This is a genomic window from Sorangium sp. So ce834, assembly GCF_051521425.1.
GTDB lineage: Bacteria > Myxococcota_A > Polyangia > Polyangiales > Polyangiaceae > Sorangium > Sorangium cellulosum_D.
This window is the reverse complement of sequence record NZ_CP150351.1, coordinates 7,472,487-7,489,052: the sequence shown is the minus strand read 5'-3', so window position 1 is coordinate 7,489,052 and position 16,566 is coordinate 7,472,487. Positions and strand designations below refer to the sequence as shown.

General features: G+C 69.4%; 14 protein-coding genes. 7 read left to right on the top strand and 7 right to left on the bottom strand.

Translation table 11 applies throughout. The annotated features are described in order from the left end of the window. Nucleotides 1-48: 48 nt before the first annotated feature. Both WMF20_RS26870 and WMF20_RS26865 read right to left on the bottom strand, forming a co-directional pair. Entirely contained in the window at nucleotides 49-1,257 is a 1,209-nt protein-coding gene (locus WMF20_RS26870; RefSeq protein WP_129577095.1) for a hypothetical protein, read from the bottom strand. A 493-nt stretch (nucleotides 1,258-1,750) separates the two neighbouring features. Continuing rightward, nucleotides 1,751-2,344 carry a hypothetical protein gene (locus WMF20_RS26865; protein WP_020737439.1) on the bottom strand — a complete coding sequence of 198 codons (594 nt, stop codon included), beginning with the start codon at nucleotides 2,342-2,344 and terminating at the stop codon, nucleotides 1,751-1,753. Nucleotides 2,345-2,773: 429 nt separating this feature from the next. Here WMF20_RS26865 and WMF20_RS26860 point away from each other — a divergent pair, with 429 nt between their 5' ends. The 6 genes from WMF20_RS26860 (at nucleotide 2,774) to WMF20_RS26835 (ending at nucleotide 9,677) form a co-directional block, all read left to right on the top strand. Beyond that, on the top strand, nucleotides 2,774-3,106 hold the full coding sequence (locus WMF20_RS26860; protein WP_437604792.1) for a hypothetical protein: 333 nt from the start codon (nucleotides 2,774-2,776) through the stop codon (nucleotides 3,104-3,106). 539 nt (nucleotides 3,107-3,645) lie between these two features. Then, nucleotides 3,646-4,431, top strand: a complete 786-nt coding sequence (locus WMF20_RS26855) for an alpha/beta hydrolase family esterase (protein ID WP_237244148.1) — start codon at nucleotides 3,646-3,648, stop codon at nucleotides 4,429-4,431. A 406-nt stretch (nucleotides 4,432-4,837) separates the two neighbouring features. Beyond that, nucleotides 4,838-6,049: a sugar ABC transporter substrate-binding protein gene (locus tag WMF20_RS26850; protein ID WP_437604791.1), complete on the top strand. Its 1,212-nt coding sequence runs from the start codon at nucleotides 4,838-4,840 to the stop codon at nucleotides 6,047-6,049. A 33-nt stretch (nucleotides 6,050-6,082) separates the two neighbouring features. Further along, nucleotides 6,083-7,651, top strand: a complete 1,569-nt coding sequence (locus tag WMF20_RS26845; RefSeq protein WP_437604790.1) for a sugar ABC transporter ATP-binding protein — start codon at nucleotides 6,083-6,085, stop codon at nucleotides 7,649-7,651. Continuing rightward, on the top strand, nucleotides 7,648-8,703 hold the full coding sequence (locus WMF20_RS26840; protein WP_437604789.1) for an ABC transporter permease: 1,056 nt from the start codon (nucleotides 7,648-7,650) through the stop codon (nucleotides 8,701-8,703). Before WMF20_RS26845 ends, WMF20_RS26840 begins: the two co-directional genes overlap by 4 nt. 5 nt (nucleotides 8,704-8,708) lie before the next feature. Further along, complete coding sequence (locus tag WMF20_RS26835) at nucleotides 8,709-9,677, top strand: ABC transporter permease (RefSeq protein ID WP_129577089.1); 969 nt, start codon at nucleotides 8,709-8,711, stop codon at nucleotides 9,675-9,677. A 75-nt stretch (nucleotides 9,678-9,752) separates the two neighbouring features. On the opposite strand, the gene WMF20_RS26830 is transcribed toward WMF20_RS26835, so the two are convergent. Beyond that, on the bottom strand, nucleotides 9,753-11,129 hold the full coding sequence (locus WMF20_RS26830) for a DUF1552 domain-containing protein (RefSeq protein WP_437604788.1): 1,377 nt from the start codon (nucleotides 11,127-11,129) through the stop codon (nucleotides 9,753-9,755). 53 nt (nucleotides 11,130-11,182) lie between these two features. Continuing rightward, nucleotides 11,183-12,826: a DUF1592 domain-containing protein gene (locus WMF20_RS26825; RefSeq protein ID WP_437604787.1), complete on the bottom strand. Its 1,644-nt coding sequence runs from the start codon at nucleotides 12,824-12,826 to the stop codon at nucleotides 11,183-11,185. A gap of 91 nt (nucleotides 12,827-12,917) precedes the next feature. Here WMF20_RS26825 and WMF20_RS26820 point away from each other — a divergent pair, with 91 nt between their 5' ends. After that, nucleotides 12,918-13,286, top strand: coding sequence for a hypothetical protein (locus tag WMF20_RS26820; RefSeq protein WP_437604785.1), 369 nt, complete (start codon nucleotides 12,918-12,920; stop codon nucleotides 13,284-13,286). Nucleotides 13,287-13,559: 273 nt separating this feature from the next. Here WMF20_RS26820 and WMF20_RS26815 read toward each other — a convergent pair whose 3' ends face one another. The 3 genes from WMF20_RS26815 to WMF20_RS26805 form a co-directional block, all read right to left on the bottom strand. Then, nucleotides 13,560-14,393: a ferritin-like domain-containing protein gene (locus WMF20_RS26815; RefSeq protein ID WP_437604784.1), complete on the bottom strand. Its 834-nt coding sequence runs from the start codon at nucleotides 14,391-14,393 to the stop codon at nucleotides 13,560-13,562. 102 nt (nucleotides 14,394-14,495) lie between these two features. After that, entirely contained in the window at nucleotides 14,496-15,560 is a 1,065-nt protein-coding gene (locus WMF20_RS26810) for a hypothetical protein (protein WP_437604783.1), read from the bottom strand. Between the two features lie 206 nt (nucleotides 15,561-15,766). Further along, nucleotides 15,767-16,474: a hypothetical protein gene (locus WMF20_RS26805; RefSeq protein WP_437604782.1), complete on the bottom strand. Its 708-nt coding sequence runs from the start codon at nucleotides 16,472-16,474 to the stop codon at nucleotides 15,767-15,769. Nucleotides 16,475-16,566 lie beyond the last annotated feature (92 nt).

The window sequence follows — 16,566 nt, the reverse complement described above, 5'->3', positions numbered from 1 at the left end:
GCCGTCCGGTGAGCTCCTGCGCTCGCCGGACGGCGTCGCCCCGGCGTGTCAGCGCGTCGAGCTGCCCCGGTTGCCGCGCGCGAGCGCGTCGAGCGGCAGCTTCTGATCCTCGAACACGGCGTCGAGCTCCTCGCTGCCCCGCTCCCGCACGCCCGAGCGCGGCGACAGCTCGGGGCGCACCGAGGACGGCGGGGCCAGGCGGGCCGACAGCGGCCCCATCGTGCGGATCGACGGCGGGGGCTCGGTGCCCGGAAGCCGACCGGGTGAGCTCGAGCGGACCGAGGCGGGCGAGCTGGACACGCCGCGCACGGACGGCGGGCTCGGCAGCGTCCGCGTGGAGGAAGGCGGCCCGGCCTGCGAGCTCGACGGCGGCATCGGCGTCGGCCGCCGCGCCACCGGTCCCCCCGGCGCGCGCGACGACGGCGGCGGCGCGTTCGGCACCGCGCGGGTCGAAGGAGGCGGGCTCGACCGCAGCTCGGCGCGCACCGAGGCGGCCGCCGCGCGGGTGGACGGGGGCGGGACCGACAGCGGGGCGCTCGCGACGACCGGATGGGCAGGCGGCAGGCTCGAGAGCGGGCGCGAGGCGGGCGGCGGAACCGAGCGAGGTACGCCCGAGGCGTATGCAGGCGCCTGCGCGCGCGACGACAGCGGCGCCGAGCGCACGGAGGGAGGGGAGCGGAACGACGGCGGCGCGCTGGACGGAGGCACCGGGGTGACCGCGTGGCTCGGCAGCGGCAGCCGGACCGACGGCGGGGCGGCGGTGCGCGACGACGGCGGCGGCATCGTGCTCGGCCCCGGCGACGAATCGCGCTGCCGCGGCGCGAGCCGGGGATCGGCGCTCGCGCCCGGCCGCGACGCCGCGCGCGCGTCCACGGCGCTCATCGCGCCGACGGTCTCGCTGCGTTGCGCGCCGATCACCGTGTAGCGCCCGCTGCCCTCGTCGCGCCGCGCCGCCTCGCGCTGCGCGTTCATCTCGCGCGTCTCGCGCAGCGCGCCGCTCAGCATCGCCTCCAGCTCCCGCTCGCTGACCTCCTCGTCGAGCCGCAGCAGCGTCGAGTGGACGTCCCGGGCGAGCGCGTCGAACTCGGCCGGATCCATCGCGTAGACGCTGTTCGACAGGATGATCGCGAGCGGCCGCCGCTCGGCGGCGATCGTCGCGGCCGTGGCCGCGTCGCAGCGGTGCAGGAGCACCCCGCAGCCCGGCGCCACCGCGAGGCACAGGCTGAAGAGCGCCGGCCACGCCGGATCAAGGACCACAAGAATGCTGGGTACATGAAGCGGGGTTGCGGTGATCTGCGCGCGACGGTCCATGGCAGACTGAGGATAACTGAAGCTACCGGCTTGATCGTAGTTCTCTTTCACGGAATCGGTCATTTTCGCTCTGCTTGTGCGTGCTGCGATGTGGCCAGAGGCGTAGATCTCCTACAGCTGATTGCCTGTGCGGCGTCCTCGCGGGTCGCGCCACTGCAGGTTTCTGCTGCTGCGGCGTGACGGCGCCGCGGCGTCGCTGCGACGCCGCATGGCGGCATCGCAGCGATCGCTCGCCACCTCGTCCGCCGCCCGGGCCGCCGTCCGGGCCGCCGCCCGGGCCGCCGCCCGGGCGGGCCCCGGCGCTGGGCGGGCGCGGGCGCCGCGCCCTCCGCCGGGATGAGCGGCGGAGGGCGCGGCGACGCCGGCGGCGCGGTGGGCGCCCCGGGCCCGGTGGACGCCGGGAGATGACGTGGTGCGATGCGCGCCGCCGCGGCGCCGATCACAGCCCCGTGTAGATGGTGGCGAAGGAGGCCGCCTCGCCGCGGAGCAGCAGGTTGAGCCGCGGGTTCGGCACCTTGAAGGTGTGGATCTTGGCGTTCCGCACGTCGAGCACCGCGAAGGCGCCGCCCGGCGTGCTCTCGGCGAGGCCGTTCATCAAGAGGTTCAGCACGACCGACACGCGCTTCGACGACAGGGGCTCGCCGCGGAAATACATCTTGATCACGTGCGGCGTCCCGTCGATGACGAGCCCGAGCTCCGGATTGACGTTGATCTCGAGATCGCCGAGGCGGTACGTCGACGCCGGCGGCTCGAACCACGTCATCTTCGTCGAGGCGAGGAACTTGCGATATCCATTCACCACCGACGGGTAGATGCGGCGACGCCGCTCGTCGTGCTGGGCGGCGAGGAAGCCGTCGAGCACGCTGGTGGGCTTTCCGCTCCTGTGCATGTCGACGATCGCCTCTCGCACCTGCCTGTAAAAGTCCGTGTGGAGCTCGTCCTTCCGCTCCTTGAACTCCCTGACGCCGGTCAGCTTGGGCGTCCCGGCCTTGAGAACGAAGTCGACAAAGTACGTGAGCGAGATCTTTTCCATGAAGTCTCCTCCAAAACGAAGCGTTCCGGCGCGCCATTTACACGCGTCGTGCGAGAGACACGCCGTCGCGCCGCGTTTTTGATGTCTACCATGGATAGCCATCTTCGACCCGTCCGAAAAGGGATCGATCGGACGGACATTGTCCCAACCTGTCAGGGTCGGACGGCCGCGGTGCGGGTGCGAAAAATTTCAGCAAATTCAGTTACTTATGGGCGACCTTCGGACGCCGGCTCGGCCGTGCGCGCGAGGTTCGGCCAGGCCCCGCGAGGGGCATGACGAGAGGAGGCGCGCGCCGCGATGGTAATCGACAGAATCCAACTGTTGCCCCTGGGTACTTCCTGTGGAGAAAGCCTGTGGAGAACTGGAGTCCTCGGGGCGCGCTCTCCGCGTGGACGGGGTCGGACGTGGTCTGTCACAGCCGGGGGCGACTTGGCGCTTGACGCTGACCGCGGGCGAGGGATGGCGCCGGGCGCCGCCTCTGGCGAGGTGGGGCGCGGCGGCCCGCCGCCGCCCGTGCCCGGCATCGAGGGCTTCGCGGCGCACCGTTGGGACCAGGTCAAGCTCCCCGGCCGCGTCGAGGTCCGCTGGCTGGGCGGTGCCGCGCGCCGGATCGTCCTGCGCTTCGTCCCGATCGCGGCCGATCGATGCCGCCTGGAGTGGATGATTGCGAGGGCGCTGCCGTTCGGAGCGCGCGCGAGCTTTCGCCGGGAAGAGCCGGCGATCCTCCGGCAGGGACCGCGGTTTGGCGCCCGCCTCTCTTGACGCGGCGCTCCGGAGGAGCCCCGCCAGCATTGTCCTCCTTCGGGCTCTGTCTGAGGATACCCGCGGTCACACCGACAATTGTTGACATCAACGATGTGAGCGCTCACAATGTGCGCCTCGCCGCGATTGCGGCGAGCGGAGATCGAGCTTCGTCGGGGGCCTCCGATCGTTCAATCAACTGGAAACGACCTCACGCAGAGGGCGCGCCTCGCGGAACGCCGCCGGTGAGGGCGAAAACACGCTTGGGTATTCAAGTGAACAACAAACCTACTTTCGCTCGAACCACACTATGCGCGGCGCTGGTCGGCGCTTGCGCGCTCTCGGCTTGCAGCGACGACGGCGCGGATCCGCCGGGCAACGACCCTCAAGCCGGGACGAGCGGGGCCGCCGTCTCTGGCAGCGGCGGCAGCGCCACGACCGGCGGTAGCACCACGACGACCGGCGACGGCAGCGCGTCCGCGGGTGGAGCGGGGGCGGGAGGTGAGGGAGGAATGGGCGGGAGCGGTGGTTCGCCAGGAGTCGGTGGCTCGGGCGGATCGATGGGAGGCAAGGCCCCCCCGCAGCCGAGCACGGGTTGCAACAAGGCCAATCCGCAGACGGGCAGCGCGCAGAGCCCGCTCACCGTGGCGGGTCACCAGTACTACGTGAAGCTGCCGACCAACTACGACGCCAGCAAGCCGTATCCGGCGATGATCATGTTCAACCCGACGGGCAACCCGATCAGCTGGGCAGAGCAGAACGCGGGCTTCGAGGCGACCGGCCCCAAGGAGGCGTGGATTCGCGTTTACCCGCATCCGGCCAACTCCGGCTCGGGCTGGGGAGCGAACGACGTCTCTTTCTTCCAGCCGTTCTACGAGCAGATCACGGACAACTTCTGCATCGACAAGGCGCGCGTGTTCGCGGCGGGCGAGAGCTCGGGCGGCGACTTCTCGAGCATCTTGGGCTGCGAGCACGCGGACAAGCTGCGCGCGGTGGGCCCGTGCGCCACCAAGGACGTGCGCCAGTATCCGCTCAACGCCGGCACCCGAGCGTGTACCGGACAGGTCACGTCGGTCGTCATTCACGGAAAGCGCGACTCGGTGGTCGGGACGGAGAACGGCCCGAAGACGCGCGACTTCTACACCGCGCTGAACCACTGCGAGGCGAGCACGACGCCGGTCGAAGGATACACGGACGACCTCTCGAACTGCGTCATGTACCAGGGCTGTGACGAGGACCATCCGGTCTACTGGTGCCTGCACGGAGACCCGAACTACAGCAACACGAATCACGGCTGGCCCGGGTTCGCGCCCAAGTTCCTCTGGAGCCTGTTCTCGACCTATTGAGGATCCTGAGGGGCCCGGAGGCGCGGGGCGCACTGTGTGCAGCGTGGCTGTACGACGGGACGACCGCTGCGATGATCTTGACTTTCGGATCGCGTTTGGATTTCCTAGCCCCTCTAAACCAGAAGCTCTAGTGGTAGACGTCACGAGCCTCGCCGAGCATGTCACTGGATTCCGGGGCCGATCGCGAAATCCGCGTGGTGCCCCGGAATGACGCGCGACACCGTCGCTCGCCAAATGCTAATAGTTTGCGCTTCAGCGCTTTTGCCGTGAACAATGCGGCGTCACGCGGACCTCGCGCTCGTAGTTCGCGAGGGCGAGGGCGTGACGACATGGGATGGGCCGGAGAGGCCTCTATCTGACCACGTCTCTTGGCTCGAAAGGTGGCGGCACGATGTTGATTGGCCCGTTGAAGTCTCGTGGACCGGCGCGGCGCGCAGCGGCGGTGTTGAGCTGTGCGCTCGCGCTCTTGGGTCTCTCTGCCTGCAAAGGTAAGCCCGACGGCACTCAGGTCGCAGAAGGGGCCGCCAGCGCCGCCGCCGCCGAGCAGGCGCCGAGCGGGCACGGGCCCAAGGTCGTCCCAGGGCCCGGCTTCAACCCCGAGTGCTTCGCGCCGTGGAAGAAGGACACAAAGTATTTGCAGTGGAAGGCGCGGACGCCGCCGTTCCGCCTCGCGCTGGTCAACGGCTACGTCGGGAACGCCTGGCGCATCCAGATGGTCAAGACGGCCAAGGCCTTCGCCAAGGACCCGGCCATCGCGCCGCTGATCAAGGAGTTCAAGGTGGTGTCGACCGGCACCGACGTCGCGGCCCAGCTCGGTGCGATCGAGGACTTCATCAACCAAGGCTTCGACGGGATCGTCACGCTCGCCGTCAGCCCCGACGGCTTCGATCGCGTGATCCGTCTCGCGGACAAGAAGGACGTCGTCCTGGTTCCGTTCGACAACGTGCTCGACACGGACAAGGTCATGCAGGTCAACGAGGACCAGCTGGCGATGGGGCGCCAGTGGGGGGAGTTCCTCGACAAGCAGCTCGGCGGGAAGGGCAAGGTGCTCGAGGTCCGCGGGCTGCAGGGCAACTCCGTCGATCGCGACCGCCACGACGGCTTCCGGCAGGTCATGGAAGCGCCGGGGAAGAGCTACACCATCGTGGAGGTGGTCGGCAGCTGGGACGACGGCAAGGCTCAGAAGGCGGTGGCCGACGCGCTGGCCGTGCACCGCCAGTTCGACGCGCTCTTCGCGCAGGGCGGCTCGACGGGCGCCGTCCGCGCGCTGCTCGACGCCGGCCACAAGCCGATCCCGGTCGCCACGGAGGCCGAGAACGGCGTGCGCAAGCTGATCGCGAAGCACCACGAACAGGGCATGAAGGGCCTGTCGCTCGGTCAATCGCCGGGGCTCGCGGCCATCGCGATGAAGGCGGCGCTCGAGGGCCTGCAAGGCAAGGTGCTGCCGCAGATGATCTCCGTGCCGATCCCCGCCGCTGATCACACCACGCTGAAGGACGGCGAGAACTTCTTCTCCCAGCTCTCCGACAATTTCTTCACGCCCAACGAGTTCCCGCCCTGCGGGGTCAACATCTCGGGCGTGAAGATCATGAACGAGTCGGAATCCGACGTAAAGTAGACGTGAAGTAGCGCCCCCCGGCGCCCCAGCATCATGACCGAAACGGTGAGCCCTCCGCTTCTCGAGCTCCGGGCCGTCTCCAAGCACTACGGCGGAGTCACCGCCCTGAGCGGCGTCGACTTCGCCTGCGAGGCGGGGAAGGTGCACGCGATCCTCGGCGAGAACGGCGCGGGCAAGAGCACCCTCATCAAGATCATCGGCGGCGTGGTCAAGCCGAGCGCCGGGGAGCTCTTGCTCCACGGCGAGCCGGTCCGGTTCGGCCACCCGATCGAGGCGAACGCCGCCGGCATCGTCTGCGTCTTTCAGGAGCTGTCCCTGATGCCGACGCTGACCGTGGCCGAGAACATCGGCATCACCATGCCGACGAGCCGCCTCGGGCTCTTCGATCGCAGGGCGCAGGTCCGCAGGGCCGAGGAGCTCTTGGCGCGCGTCGGCTGCGAGGGCGTGAACCCGAACGCCTGGGTGAGCGACCTGCCGCTCTCGCGCCGCCAGATGGTCGAGATCGCGAAGGCGCTCGGCAAGGACCCGCGGCTGCTGATCCTGGACGAGGCCACCTCCGCGCTGACCAACAGCGACGTCAAGAAGGTCTACGACCTCCTGGCCGAGCTCAAGGCTCAGGGCGTCGGCATGCTCTACATCTCGCACCGCATGCACGAGATCAAGGAGCTCGCGGACGTGATGTCGGTCTTCCGCAACGGTCGGCACATCGAGACCTTCGCCAAGGGCCAGCGCAGCGACGATCAGATCGTGGAGCTCATGATCGGGCGTGACATGGGTCACGTCTTCCCGCCGAAGCCGGCGGCGCGCAGCTTCCCGGAGACGCTGCTCGAGGTGCGCGACCTGAGCTGGGAGCGGCAGCTCGAGAACGTGTCGTTCAAGCTCGGCAAGGGCGAAATCCTCGGCATCGGCGGGCTCGACGGCCAGGGCCAGCGCGAGCTGTTGCTCAGCTTGTTCGGTGTGCTCAAGGACCTGCGCGGCGAGATCAAGATCGACGGCAAGCCGGTCAAGCTGACGAGCCCGCGCCAGGCGAAGGACCGCGCGCACGGCATCGCCCTCGTGCCCGAAGACAGAAAGACCGAGGGCCTGATGCTGCCGATGGCCATCGGCACGAACATGTCGCTGGCCTCGCTCGACAAGCTCACGAGCGGCGTGGTGATCGACCGCCAGCGCGAGGCAGCGCGCATCGACGAGATGGTGCGCCGCATCCAGATCAAGATCGGGTCGCTCGACCACCCGGTGTCATCCTTGTCCGGGGGCAACCAGCAGAAGGTCGTGCTGGCCAAGTGGCTGATGACGGAGCCGCGGCTGCTGATGCTCAACGACCCCACCCGTGGGATCGACGTCGGTACGAAGCAGGAGATCTACCAGCTGCTCCGCGAGCTGGCGGACGGCGGCACGTCCATCCTCTTCTACACCACGGACTACGACGAGCTGATCGGCTGCTGCGACCGCGTGCTCGTCCTCTACCAGCACCGCGTGCAGGGCGAGCTCGTGGGGCCCGACATCACCGAAAAGAACATCCTGGACCTGGCCCTCGGTCTGCGCGGCGGGCCTGAGCGCGCGAAGCCCGAAGCCGAGCGCGCGCCATCAGAGGCACGATGAACGACTGGAAGCTCCGCCTGCGCCAGAACCAGGGCCTGCTCGTGGCCGTCGGTCTGTGCATCTTCTTCTACGGGCTCTACTCGCTGTCCCATCCCAAGGGCTTCAGCGCGCCGCTGGTCGGGCAGAACGCCAACGAGTCGTTCGTGCTGGTGGCGGCGGCCATGGCCCAGACGATCCCCGTGCTGACCGGCGGCCTGGATCTGTCCGTGGGCGCGGTGATCACGCTCGTCAACTGCGTGGCCTCGCACGTCCTTGCCGGCAGCGCGTTCGAGAGCTTCCTGGGCATCCTGCTGTGCCTGGCCGTGGGCATGGCGGCGGGCCTGCTCAACGGCTGCCTCGTCGTGTACGGCCGCCTGCAACCGATCATCGCCACCCTGGCCTCGGGGACGATCTTCATCGGCATCGCGCTGTTCCTGAGACCGACGCCCGGCGGGCAGGTGGATGGCGATCTGGCGTTCGCGGCGACCTTCGATCTCAACGAGCTGCTGCAGGCTGCGGGCGCCGCCCCCCTCGACGGCGCGCTGGGCTTCGTCGGCGAGATCCCGTCGCCCGCGATCTGGATGGCGCTGCTCGCGCTGCTCTGGGCCTACTACCGCCGTACCCGCTACGGCCTCGGCGCTTACGCCGTCGGCGCGTCGCAGGAGGCGGCGTACATGTCGGGCGTCCGCATCGAGCGCGTCAAGCTGGCCGCGTACACGCTGTCGGGGTTCTTCGCCGGCGTCGGCGGCCTCTACCTCGCGCTGCAGACGACGTCGGGCAACGCCGACATCCCACAAGCCGGCTCCTACACGCTGAACTCCATCGCCAGCGTCGTGATCGGGGGCACCTCGCTCTACGGAGGGATGGGCGGCGCCATAGGATCGCTCTTCGGCGCGCTCGTGCTCCGCTCCGTCGCCTTCAACTTCCGCGTCTTCAACGAGGGCTCGGCGCTCGGCTTCCTCGCCAACCCGCTCTACCAGCCGCTGTTCGAGGGCCTCATCCTGCTCGCGGCCGTCTGCCTCGGCGCGCTCTGGGTCGTCCGCGTCAAGAACCGGCTGCACGTCTTCAGGTGAGCTCGATGCAACAGCTCCGCTCCTTCAAGATCCGCTTCGGCGAGATCGACAAGCCGACCTGGTACGCGCTGCTGTCGATCGGCGTCATCCTCGTGATCGGCTCGGTCGGCACGCTGATCACCCAGGGCACGCTGAGCTTCCTGAGCCCCTACTACATCCTGCAGCAGCTGCAGATCGCCGCCTTCCTGGGCGTGGCCGCCACGGGCATGATGATCGTGATCCTGCTCGGTCACATCGATCTCTCGCTGCCGTGGGTGCTCACCTCGAGCGCCATGCTGGCCGCAGGGCTCGGCGGCTGGGCCGCGTTGCCCTGCGGCCTGGCCATCGGCGCCGCCGCGGGTCTGGTGAACGGGCTCGGCGTCGCCTACCTGCGCGTGCCGTCGATGATCTTCACGCTGGGCACGAACACCGTGCTTCAGGGGCTGATGGTGCTCTACACCGGCGGCTTCGCTCCGCGCAGCGAGGCGCCGGAGTGGATGGAGGTCCTGGCCGTGGGCAAGACGCTCTCCATCCCGAACTCGCTGTTCGTCTGGATCTTCGTCGGCGGCGTCGGCACCTTCGTGCTGAAGAAGACCACGCTCGGCCGCTATATCTATGCGGTGGGCAACCAGGAGCAGGCCGTTTATTTGTCGGGCATCAGGACGCACCTGGTGCTGATCGGCGCCTTCGTGATGTGCGGCGTGTGCTCCGCCATCACCGGCATGCTGCTAGCAGGCTTCTCGCACAAGGCCTACCAGGCCATGGGCAACGACTACCTCATGCCGGCCATCGCCGCGGTGGTGATCGGGGGAACCAACATCATGGGCGGGCGCGGGACGTACCTCGGCACCGTCCTCGGCACGATCCTGATCGTGCTGCTCCAGAGCATGCTCAGCGTGCTGCAGATGCCCGAGGCCGGCCGTCAGATCATCTACGGTGCCGTGATCATCGCCATGTTGCTGGTCTACGGCCGACAACATCAGGCGGGACGATGAGCCGAACCGGGCTCGGCCACCAAGTCGAGGTGGCCAGCCCGGTCGGCAGCGAGGCTCACCGTCCGGCGACGGCGCTCAGGCGAGCATGCCGTCGATGGGCCCGGAGCCCTGGCCCTCACCGAAGTTCTTCGTCCACTCGGTCTTGTCCCGAACGGCGGCGGCGATGAGGCCGTTGAAGAGGCGGTTGTTCGTGACGTTTCCGGCGTCGATGAACTGCCCCTGCTTCAGGTAGCCGCCGCCGCTTCCGGCGATGATCGTCGGCACGTTGCGGAAGCTGTGCGACGGGCCATCCGAGACGTGGTTCGTCCACATGATGATGGACTTGTCGAACAGGCCGCGCGCCTTGAAGTGATCGAGGCCGTGGAGCAGCGTCTGCATGCGGAGCACGTCGATCTCGGCGTGCGCTTGCTCGGCCGTCGGGTTGTTGCCCGAAGCCGCGTCCGACTGCACACGGTGGCTGATGTGGTGGAAGGGCCAGCCGAGGCTCTTGTTCGCCGGCACCGCATACTTCGTCTGATCCGTGCCGTCGCCGTGCTGCAGCGTCGCCACCCGGTTGAAGTTGCAGGCGAACGCCAGCGCCACGAGCTCGAGGTGGAGCTTCGCGACGTCTTCGATCATGCCGTCCGTCTTGAACGCGAAGCCGCTCTTGAGCGCCTCGAGCTCCGACGTCGCGAGGCCCGCCTGGCTGCAGGCCGCGCCCATCTCGCCCATCGTGACCTCGGTGTCGCGGATGGCGTCGAAATGCTGCTCGAGGCGCTGCTTGTCGGCGGAGCTCAGGGCCGACATGCGCATCAGGCTGTTCAGCTCCTCGCGCACGAAGTCGTTCGCGCTCTTGCGGCTGCGGAGGAGCTCCTCCGCGAGCGAGACGCCGCCGCCACCACCACCACCGCTCGCCAGGCCGACGAGCTTGGCGTAGAGCGTGTACGGGTTGTCGTCCGCCGAGCGCACCTGTCCGGCGCCGCCGCCCTTGAAAGAGATGCGCTCGGCAATGTACCCGTTCCTGCGGTTGCCGGCGTAGAGCGTGAGCGGCTCGGCGCCGCCCTCGTTCACCAGCTGGGCGATCTGCACGTCCGCGGAGATGCCGCTCGAGGATGCGGTGCTGCCGCCGCCCTGCGCCGGGCGCGCGGTGAGCGACTGACACAGGCCCTGCGCGTGGCCGCAGTTGGTGGGGCCCCCCATCGGGAAGTTGATGCCGCGGATGAACAGCAGGTTCGCGGCGTGAGGCGCGAGCACGTGCGTCGCCTTGTCCGTCATGGCGCCGAGCCCCGCGGTCGTGAGCGGGCCAGTCTGGTCCGGGAAGAACTTTTTACCCACCACGCCGCACGCCGCCACGATGTAGAGGCTGAACACGGGCGCGTTGTCCGCGGCCCAAGCGGAGCGCGACGGCAGACCCTCGAGGAACGGAAGGGCGATGGCAACGCCGCCGGCGCGCAGGAACGCGCGCCGATTCATCCCGCGCCTGCGGGCCACGTGCGATTGAGTGAGGTTCGTTACGATCTTGGGGTTCACAGCGGGCCTCCCACGCGAGTCCGGAATGCTTCGTCCTTCACGAGCTCGAGCATCATCTCTTTCACCGAGCCGCTGGCGCCGCGGCTCACGTCGGCGAGCGTCTCGACGAGCGGCAAGTCCGACGGGATGACGTCGCGCTGCAGCGCGAAGCTCGCGAGCTTCTTGGCGTAGCAGAGGTGAGCCTGCTCGCCCTCCGCCATGTAGTGCATCAGCTCGCCGGCATCCGCGAACGACTTGGCTCCTTCGGAGAAGGAGTAGACGCCGCTGCTGTCGATCGGCAAGCCGCCGTTCTCCTCGTCCCGATAGAGCCCCATGCCGTCGAAGTGCTCGAAGGCGAAACCGACGGGGTTGATGAGCTCGTTGTGACACGAGCCGCCGCAGCCGGACGTGAGCCGCGTGATGCGTTGACGATTCGTCTGCCCGGGCTCGAGCGGCGGGACCGGCGGAATGTTCGGGGCCGGCGAACCGAGCGGCGCGCACAGCACGTCGAGGTTGATGCTGACGCCGCGGTGGATCGAGTCCGACTCCTCGTTCAGGGCGTTGAGCGTCAGGTAAGGGAGCTGCGAGAAGAAGCCGACGCGATCGGGACCGAGGTCTCGCTCCACGACGTCGCGGCCGCTCGGCGAGAGGCCGTAGAGCTCCGCCATCCCCGGCCCCACGAAGCCCTTCGTGGACGTGAGGATGTCCTTGATGCCGTGGCCCTCGGTGAAGATTTTTTCGAAGAACAGGTACGCGCTCTCCTCGTACTCCGCGTTCAACGACTCTTTGTAGCTCGGCACGCCGAGCTTGCTGATCGTGGCGTAGCGATCGAAATGGAGCAGCTCGCCATGGAAGTATCGCATGCCCCTGGCCGCAGCGGGCTCCTCCAGCATGGACTCGGCGACCGCGGCGATCGCTTCCGGCGTCGTGAACGTCGGCGCCCTGTCGAGCAACGCGTCGTCCGGGGCGGCGTTGCGCAGCCAGAGCGAGAGCTTCGCGGCGATCTCGTAACCGTTGAGCGGCTTGCGATCCTCGCCGAGCTCCGTGCGATAGAGGAAGTGCGGCGACTGGAGCATCGTCCGGATCACGAGCTGCGCGCCTTTGGCGAACGTGCTCTTCGTGCCGGACATCGCCGCGCCGGTCTCGAAGAGCGCCGTGTACTTGGTGAGCTCGGCGTCCGTCAGCGGACGGCGATACGCACGGCGCCCCACGGTTTTGAGGAAGCCGGCCGGGTCCGTACCCGGGTAGACCTTGGCGAGCGCCGCATCCGAAGCCGTCACCTCCTCGGCGAGCGCCTCCGCCGCCGATTGGTAGTCGCTCCACGAGCGCTGGTTCACGCTCAGCAGGAGCTCGTTGTTCGTGAAGTCCGTCGTGCCGGCGACGGGCTTCTCGAACGCTTCGGACAGCGTCGAAGGAGCGGCGAGGTTCAGGACCACCTGCACGCTGCTCGCCCACTGCGAGTTCGTGAGGCGCACGAACCGGTGGTACCGCGGCGCACCCTGCATGTCGATGCCGCGCGCCTCGCCGCCGGTGGCCTCGCCGCTGCCGCCCGGCCCAGGGTCGACGCTCTCCTCTGGATCGCCCAACGTGCCCGTGCACCCCGCGAGCAGGAGCGCCGTGACGCAGAGCCCCGCACCGAGCGCCCGCCCGCGGCGCGGCAAGCCGGTTATCGAAAAAAACGGTGGGGTCATCATTGTCTCCTGACTGACCTTTGGTGACTGGGCAGTTCCCTTGCCCTGGGTGGACAGAAACATGGTTCTGTGCGATCTGGCCATCTTGGAAAATTGGCGCTATATCAACAACTCATCGATGCAGCGAAGGGGTCGCATTCACTCAGAGGCTGCGGGTTGCCACCCGGACGCTTCGCCGGAGGATGAAAAAATCATTCTCGGTGAACAATGTTCGGAGCTCACGACAGCGGTCGAACAAGCAAGGCCTGTCGTGTTCTCCAGGGGAACACCCCTGGCAAGACGCCGAGCACCAACGAGCAGCGATCGCTTCCGCGACGACGGGGCGAACGCGATCCTTGCCGAAATCGTTCAGATCACGAAGGTCTCGGCGCGCACGACGAGGCCTCCTATCAAGGGCGAAGCAAAAGGATACCCTTCGGGTCGAATGTGAGCGATCACAATTTCTGTGTCAATTCCAATCGACCGGCCCGCGGGTCTCCTCGAGTCCGGTGCGCCGCGTCAAGCGGGGTAGGCGCCGGACCTCATCTGGTGCCATGGCGCGACCGTCCAGGTGAACGCGCATGAGGACGCGGGGCCCGGCGCGCATCACGGCCTATCCCAGGGCAAGGCAAAGAAGCCTCGGGGCGTCGGATGTGAGCGATCTCATCGGACCCGGCGCGCTCCTGGCTCCGCGGCGGCGCGTGGGGGACGCGCGCCGGCCGGCTCAGGTGGGCGCGGCGGGCCGGTCGGGCGCGCTCGCCGAGCGGCGCCACGCGGCGGCCGCGTCGACGCCGTGCTCGCCGAAGCGGGGCACGTAGTCGCGCTCGATGGCGCGCTCGAGGATCTCGCCGTATCGGGCGACCGGCATCAGGCCCCAGGCGCGATCGTCGTCCGAGATGGCCGCGCGCTTCGCGCCGCCGGGGGGCATGTAGCTCCGGCGCAGCCGCGCGAACATGGCGTGGAGCTCGCGCTCGACCAGCTGTCGCACGGCCGGCGCGCACGGCAGCTCGAGCAGGTAGCGGAGCAGCGTCCAGCCGAAGTCGCGGTGCCGCACCTCGTCCCGGAGGATGCGGTCGAGCGCCCGGCGCGCGACCGGGACGGTGCACCCCTCGCGGAGCACCTTGAAGAGCGGGACCGCGACCGTCTCCCCGAGGCAGAACACCTCCACGCCCGCCCGGGCGACCGCCAGCTCGAGCGGCTCGTCGCCGCCGCCCTTCAGGCCGAGGGTCTCGCGGCGCAGCGCCGGCAAGGCCCCGCCGCCCGCGCGGGCGTGGACGCGATGGCTGAGGCGCGCGTGCGCGAGCTCGTCCTTGACGATGCGCAGGCCGTCGTCGATGAGATCCGGCGACGCGCCCATCTGGATGAGCCAGAGCGTGAGGTGCTGCGTGATCGCCGCCGAGCGGTACTCGGCCTCGATGCGCCGCCCCCACTCGGCGCGCACGGCGTCGCTCGCGGGCGGAAGCGGGAGGGGCGCGCGAGCGGCGGGCGATGGCTCCTCGCGCGGCGCCTGCTCCGCGGCCGCGGTGCTGTCGTGCTCTGCGTCGGGGGCGTCCGTCATGGGGTCACGCTATGCGCGGGGTCCGGGAGCGGCAAGACGAGAGGCGGGGCGCGCCGGCCGCGGCGGAGCGCCCCTGGCGGGGCGCGCCGGCCGCGGAGGAGCTCACTTCCCCGCGGCGGTCGCCGCGGAGGGCGGCGCGCAGACGTTCTTGGTCGACCCGCACGCGGCGCAGGTCACCCCGCCGGGAGACGCGGCAACACAGGGGTTGACGACGACCTCCTGGCAGAGCGTCCCAGCCGGACACGCGTCGTCGGTCTCGCACGGCAGGCTCGGGAAGCAGCCCACCGCGGGCAGCGCCGGCGCTCCGTCGCCGTCGGCACAGCCTGGCACAAGCCATTGACAGGTCGGGCCGAGGCCCGCGCACGCCTCCGCGGTGGCGGCGGTGAGGCAGTGCTCCGGCGGCGGCGGGTTGCAGAAGATCTCGTGCACCTGCCAGCGCCAGGCGTCGCCTTCCAGGACGCACGCCGCGTCGATCGGCATCGGGCCGCAGCCGGTGGGCATCATGTAGCCGCAGGTCCCGATCGCTCCCTCGCAGGGAGCCCCGTCCTCCGGCGTCGCCTCGGGGCACTCCGGGGGCGGCGGCGGGTTGCAGGACATCTCCGGCCCCATCTGCCACGCCCCGCCCATGCACGTGTAGTCGATGGGGTTGTCGCAGTCGTCGAGGTACGAGCAGGACAGGCCGCCCGCCGTACAGCTCGATCCGGCCTCCGGCCTCTCCTCCGGGCACGCCGGAGGCGGCGGGTTGCACGTCGGATCGACCCCCATCTGCCACGCCCCGTCCTCGCACGTGAACCTGAAGGTGTCGTCGCCGCACGTGCCCGGGTAGGTGCAGGACAGGCCGCCCGCCGTACAGCTCGATCCTTCCGCCGGCCGCTCCGCGGGGCACGCCGGAGGCGGCGGGTTGCACGTCGGATCGACCCCCATCTGCCACGCCCCGTCCTCGCACGTGAACCTGAAGGAGTCGTCGCCGCACGTGCCCGGGTAGGTGCAGGACACGTCGTCCGCGTCGCAGCTCGACCCTTCCGCCGGCCGCTCCGCGGGGCAGCTGCCGTCCTGCACCGTGGGGTCGCACCCCGGCAGGGCCACGGCGCCCGCGAACGAGGCTGCCGCGGCGACGGTCACGACGAAGGGGGTCCGGAGCACCTTGCGCTTCTTCTGGATGGCCATGACGTGCGATATCCTTTCTGTGGCACAACCCGGCGCAAGCTCTGTCCTTGCGCGCTTCTCGTGCTGGGCTCAGCAAGCGAGGTGCCAGGACGATCGGACGGCGAGCCTCGCAGGTGCCCGGAGCGAGCTCCCATGAAAGCGGAAATAATTGATGGCTGTCGATCTCTCCTGCCGTGCTCTCGCCGAGCCCGGTCCACGGCGGCCGGCTACCGGCACGCGCTGATCTGCACGTCGTCGATGTTCCAGCCGGACGTGGGCGCGCCGCCGAAGGCGAGCACGGCGCTGTAGCCGAAGCGCACCCGGAGACTCCGGTTCTTGTAGGGCGTGAGATCGTACGCGACGTTCGTCCACGCGGACTCGGCGACGTCCTCGTGGGGAGACTCGTAGAGGATCCTCCAGCGCGCGCCGTCGAAGACCTCGACACGGGCCTTGTTGCGGTAGGTCGTGTTCAGCCAGCGCCAGAAGGACAGCGTGACTCGCCCGCTCACGGCCGCGTCGACGGCCGGGCTCGTCAGATAGCGCTGCGGGTGCGAGGCGTTGACGCTCGGGCCGCCGCCGAGGAGCACGCCGGCGACCCCGTTGTCGCCGGAGGTCGTGTGATCGCTCGCCGGATCGGGGAACCCCGCGCGCTGGCCGCTGGACGCCCGCGCCGGGCCGATCTCCCACCCTGCCGCGAGGCTCCACCGGGCCGCGTTGTCGGCGAAGCCCTCCGCGAGGAGGACCCGCGCGGCGCACGGCGCTGCCGGGGCGTCGTTCCCGGGGGCGCCGCGGAGCGCCGCCGGCGCGCGCGCCGCCCAGTCCAGCACCAGAGACCCGTCGCCCTCCGCGACCCACGGCGCGTCCGCCGGGCCGGCGGTGCACGCCGCCGCGGCGAGACCGCACGAGACCGCGGCCCGTCCAACCCACCTCTTCATGGTCGCTCCTGCCGAACGTGCAATGCCCCTGGCGCAGGCGCCATTCCTCATGGCCGCCGCGCGGCGCCGAGAGCACGTGTTTGTAGGACCGA

What these genes read in the sequence shown, in the direction of transcription:
- WMF20_RS26820 (WP_437604785.1), top strand. Translation starts at nt 12,918, where the DNA reads ATGGTTCTGTGCGATCTGGCCATCTTGGAAAATTGGCGCTATATCAAC.
- WMF20_RS26830 (WP_437604788.1), bottom strand. Translation starts at nt 11,129, where the DNA reads ATGAATCGGCGCGCGTTCCTGCGCGCCGGCGGCGTTGCCATCGCCCTT.
- WMF20_RS26835 (WP_129577089.1), top strand. Translation starts at nt 8,709, where the DNA reads ATGCAACAGCTCCGCTCCTTCAAGATCCGCTTCGGCGAGATCGACAAG.
- WMF20_RS26845 (WP_437604790.1), top strand. Translation starts at nt 6,083, where the DNA reads ATGACCGAAACGGTGAGCCCTCCGCTTCTCGAGCTCCGGGCCGTCTCC.
- WMF20_RS26855 (WP_237244148.1), top strand. Translation starts at nt 3,646, where the DNA reads ATGGGAGGCAAGGCCCCCCCGCAGCCGAGCACGGGTTGCAACAAGGCC.
- WMF20_RS26865 (WP_020737439.1), bottom strand. Translation starts at nt 2,344, where the DNA reads ATGGAAAAGATCTCGCTCACGTACTTTGTCGACTTCGTTCTCAAGGCC.
- WMF20_RS26815 (WP_437604784.1), bottom strand. Translation starts at nt 14,393, where the DNA reads ATGACGGACGCCCCCGACGCAGAGCACGACAGCACCGCGGCCGCGGAG.
- WMF20_RS26840 (WP_437604789.1), top strand. Translation starts at nt 7,648, where the DNA reads ATGAACGACTGGAAGCTCCGCCTGCGCCAGAACCAGGGCCTGCTCGTG.
- WMF20_RS26810 (WP_437604783.1), bottom strand. Translation starts at nt 15,560, where the DNA reads ATGGCCATCCAGAAGAAGCGCAAGGTGCTCCGGACCCCCTTCGTCGTG.
- WMF20_RS26805 (WP_437604782.1), bottom strand. Translation starts at nt 16,474, where the DNA reads ATGAAGAGGTGGGTTGGACGGGCCGCGGTCTCGTGCGGTCTCGCCGCG.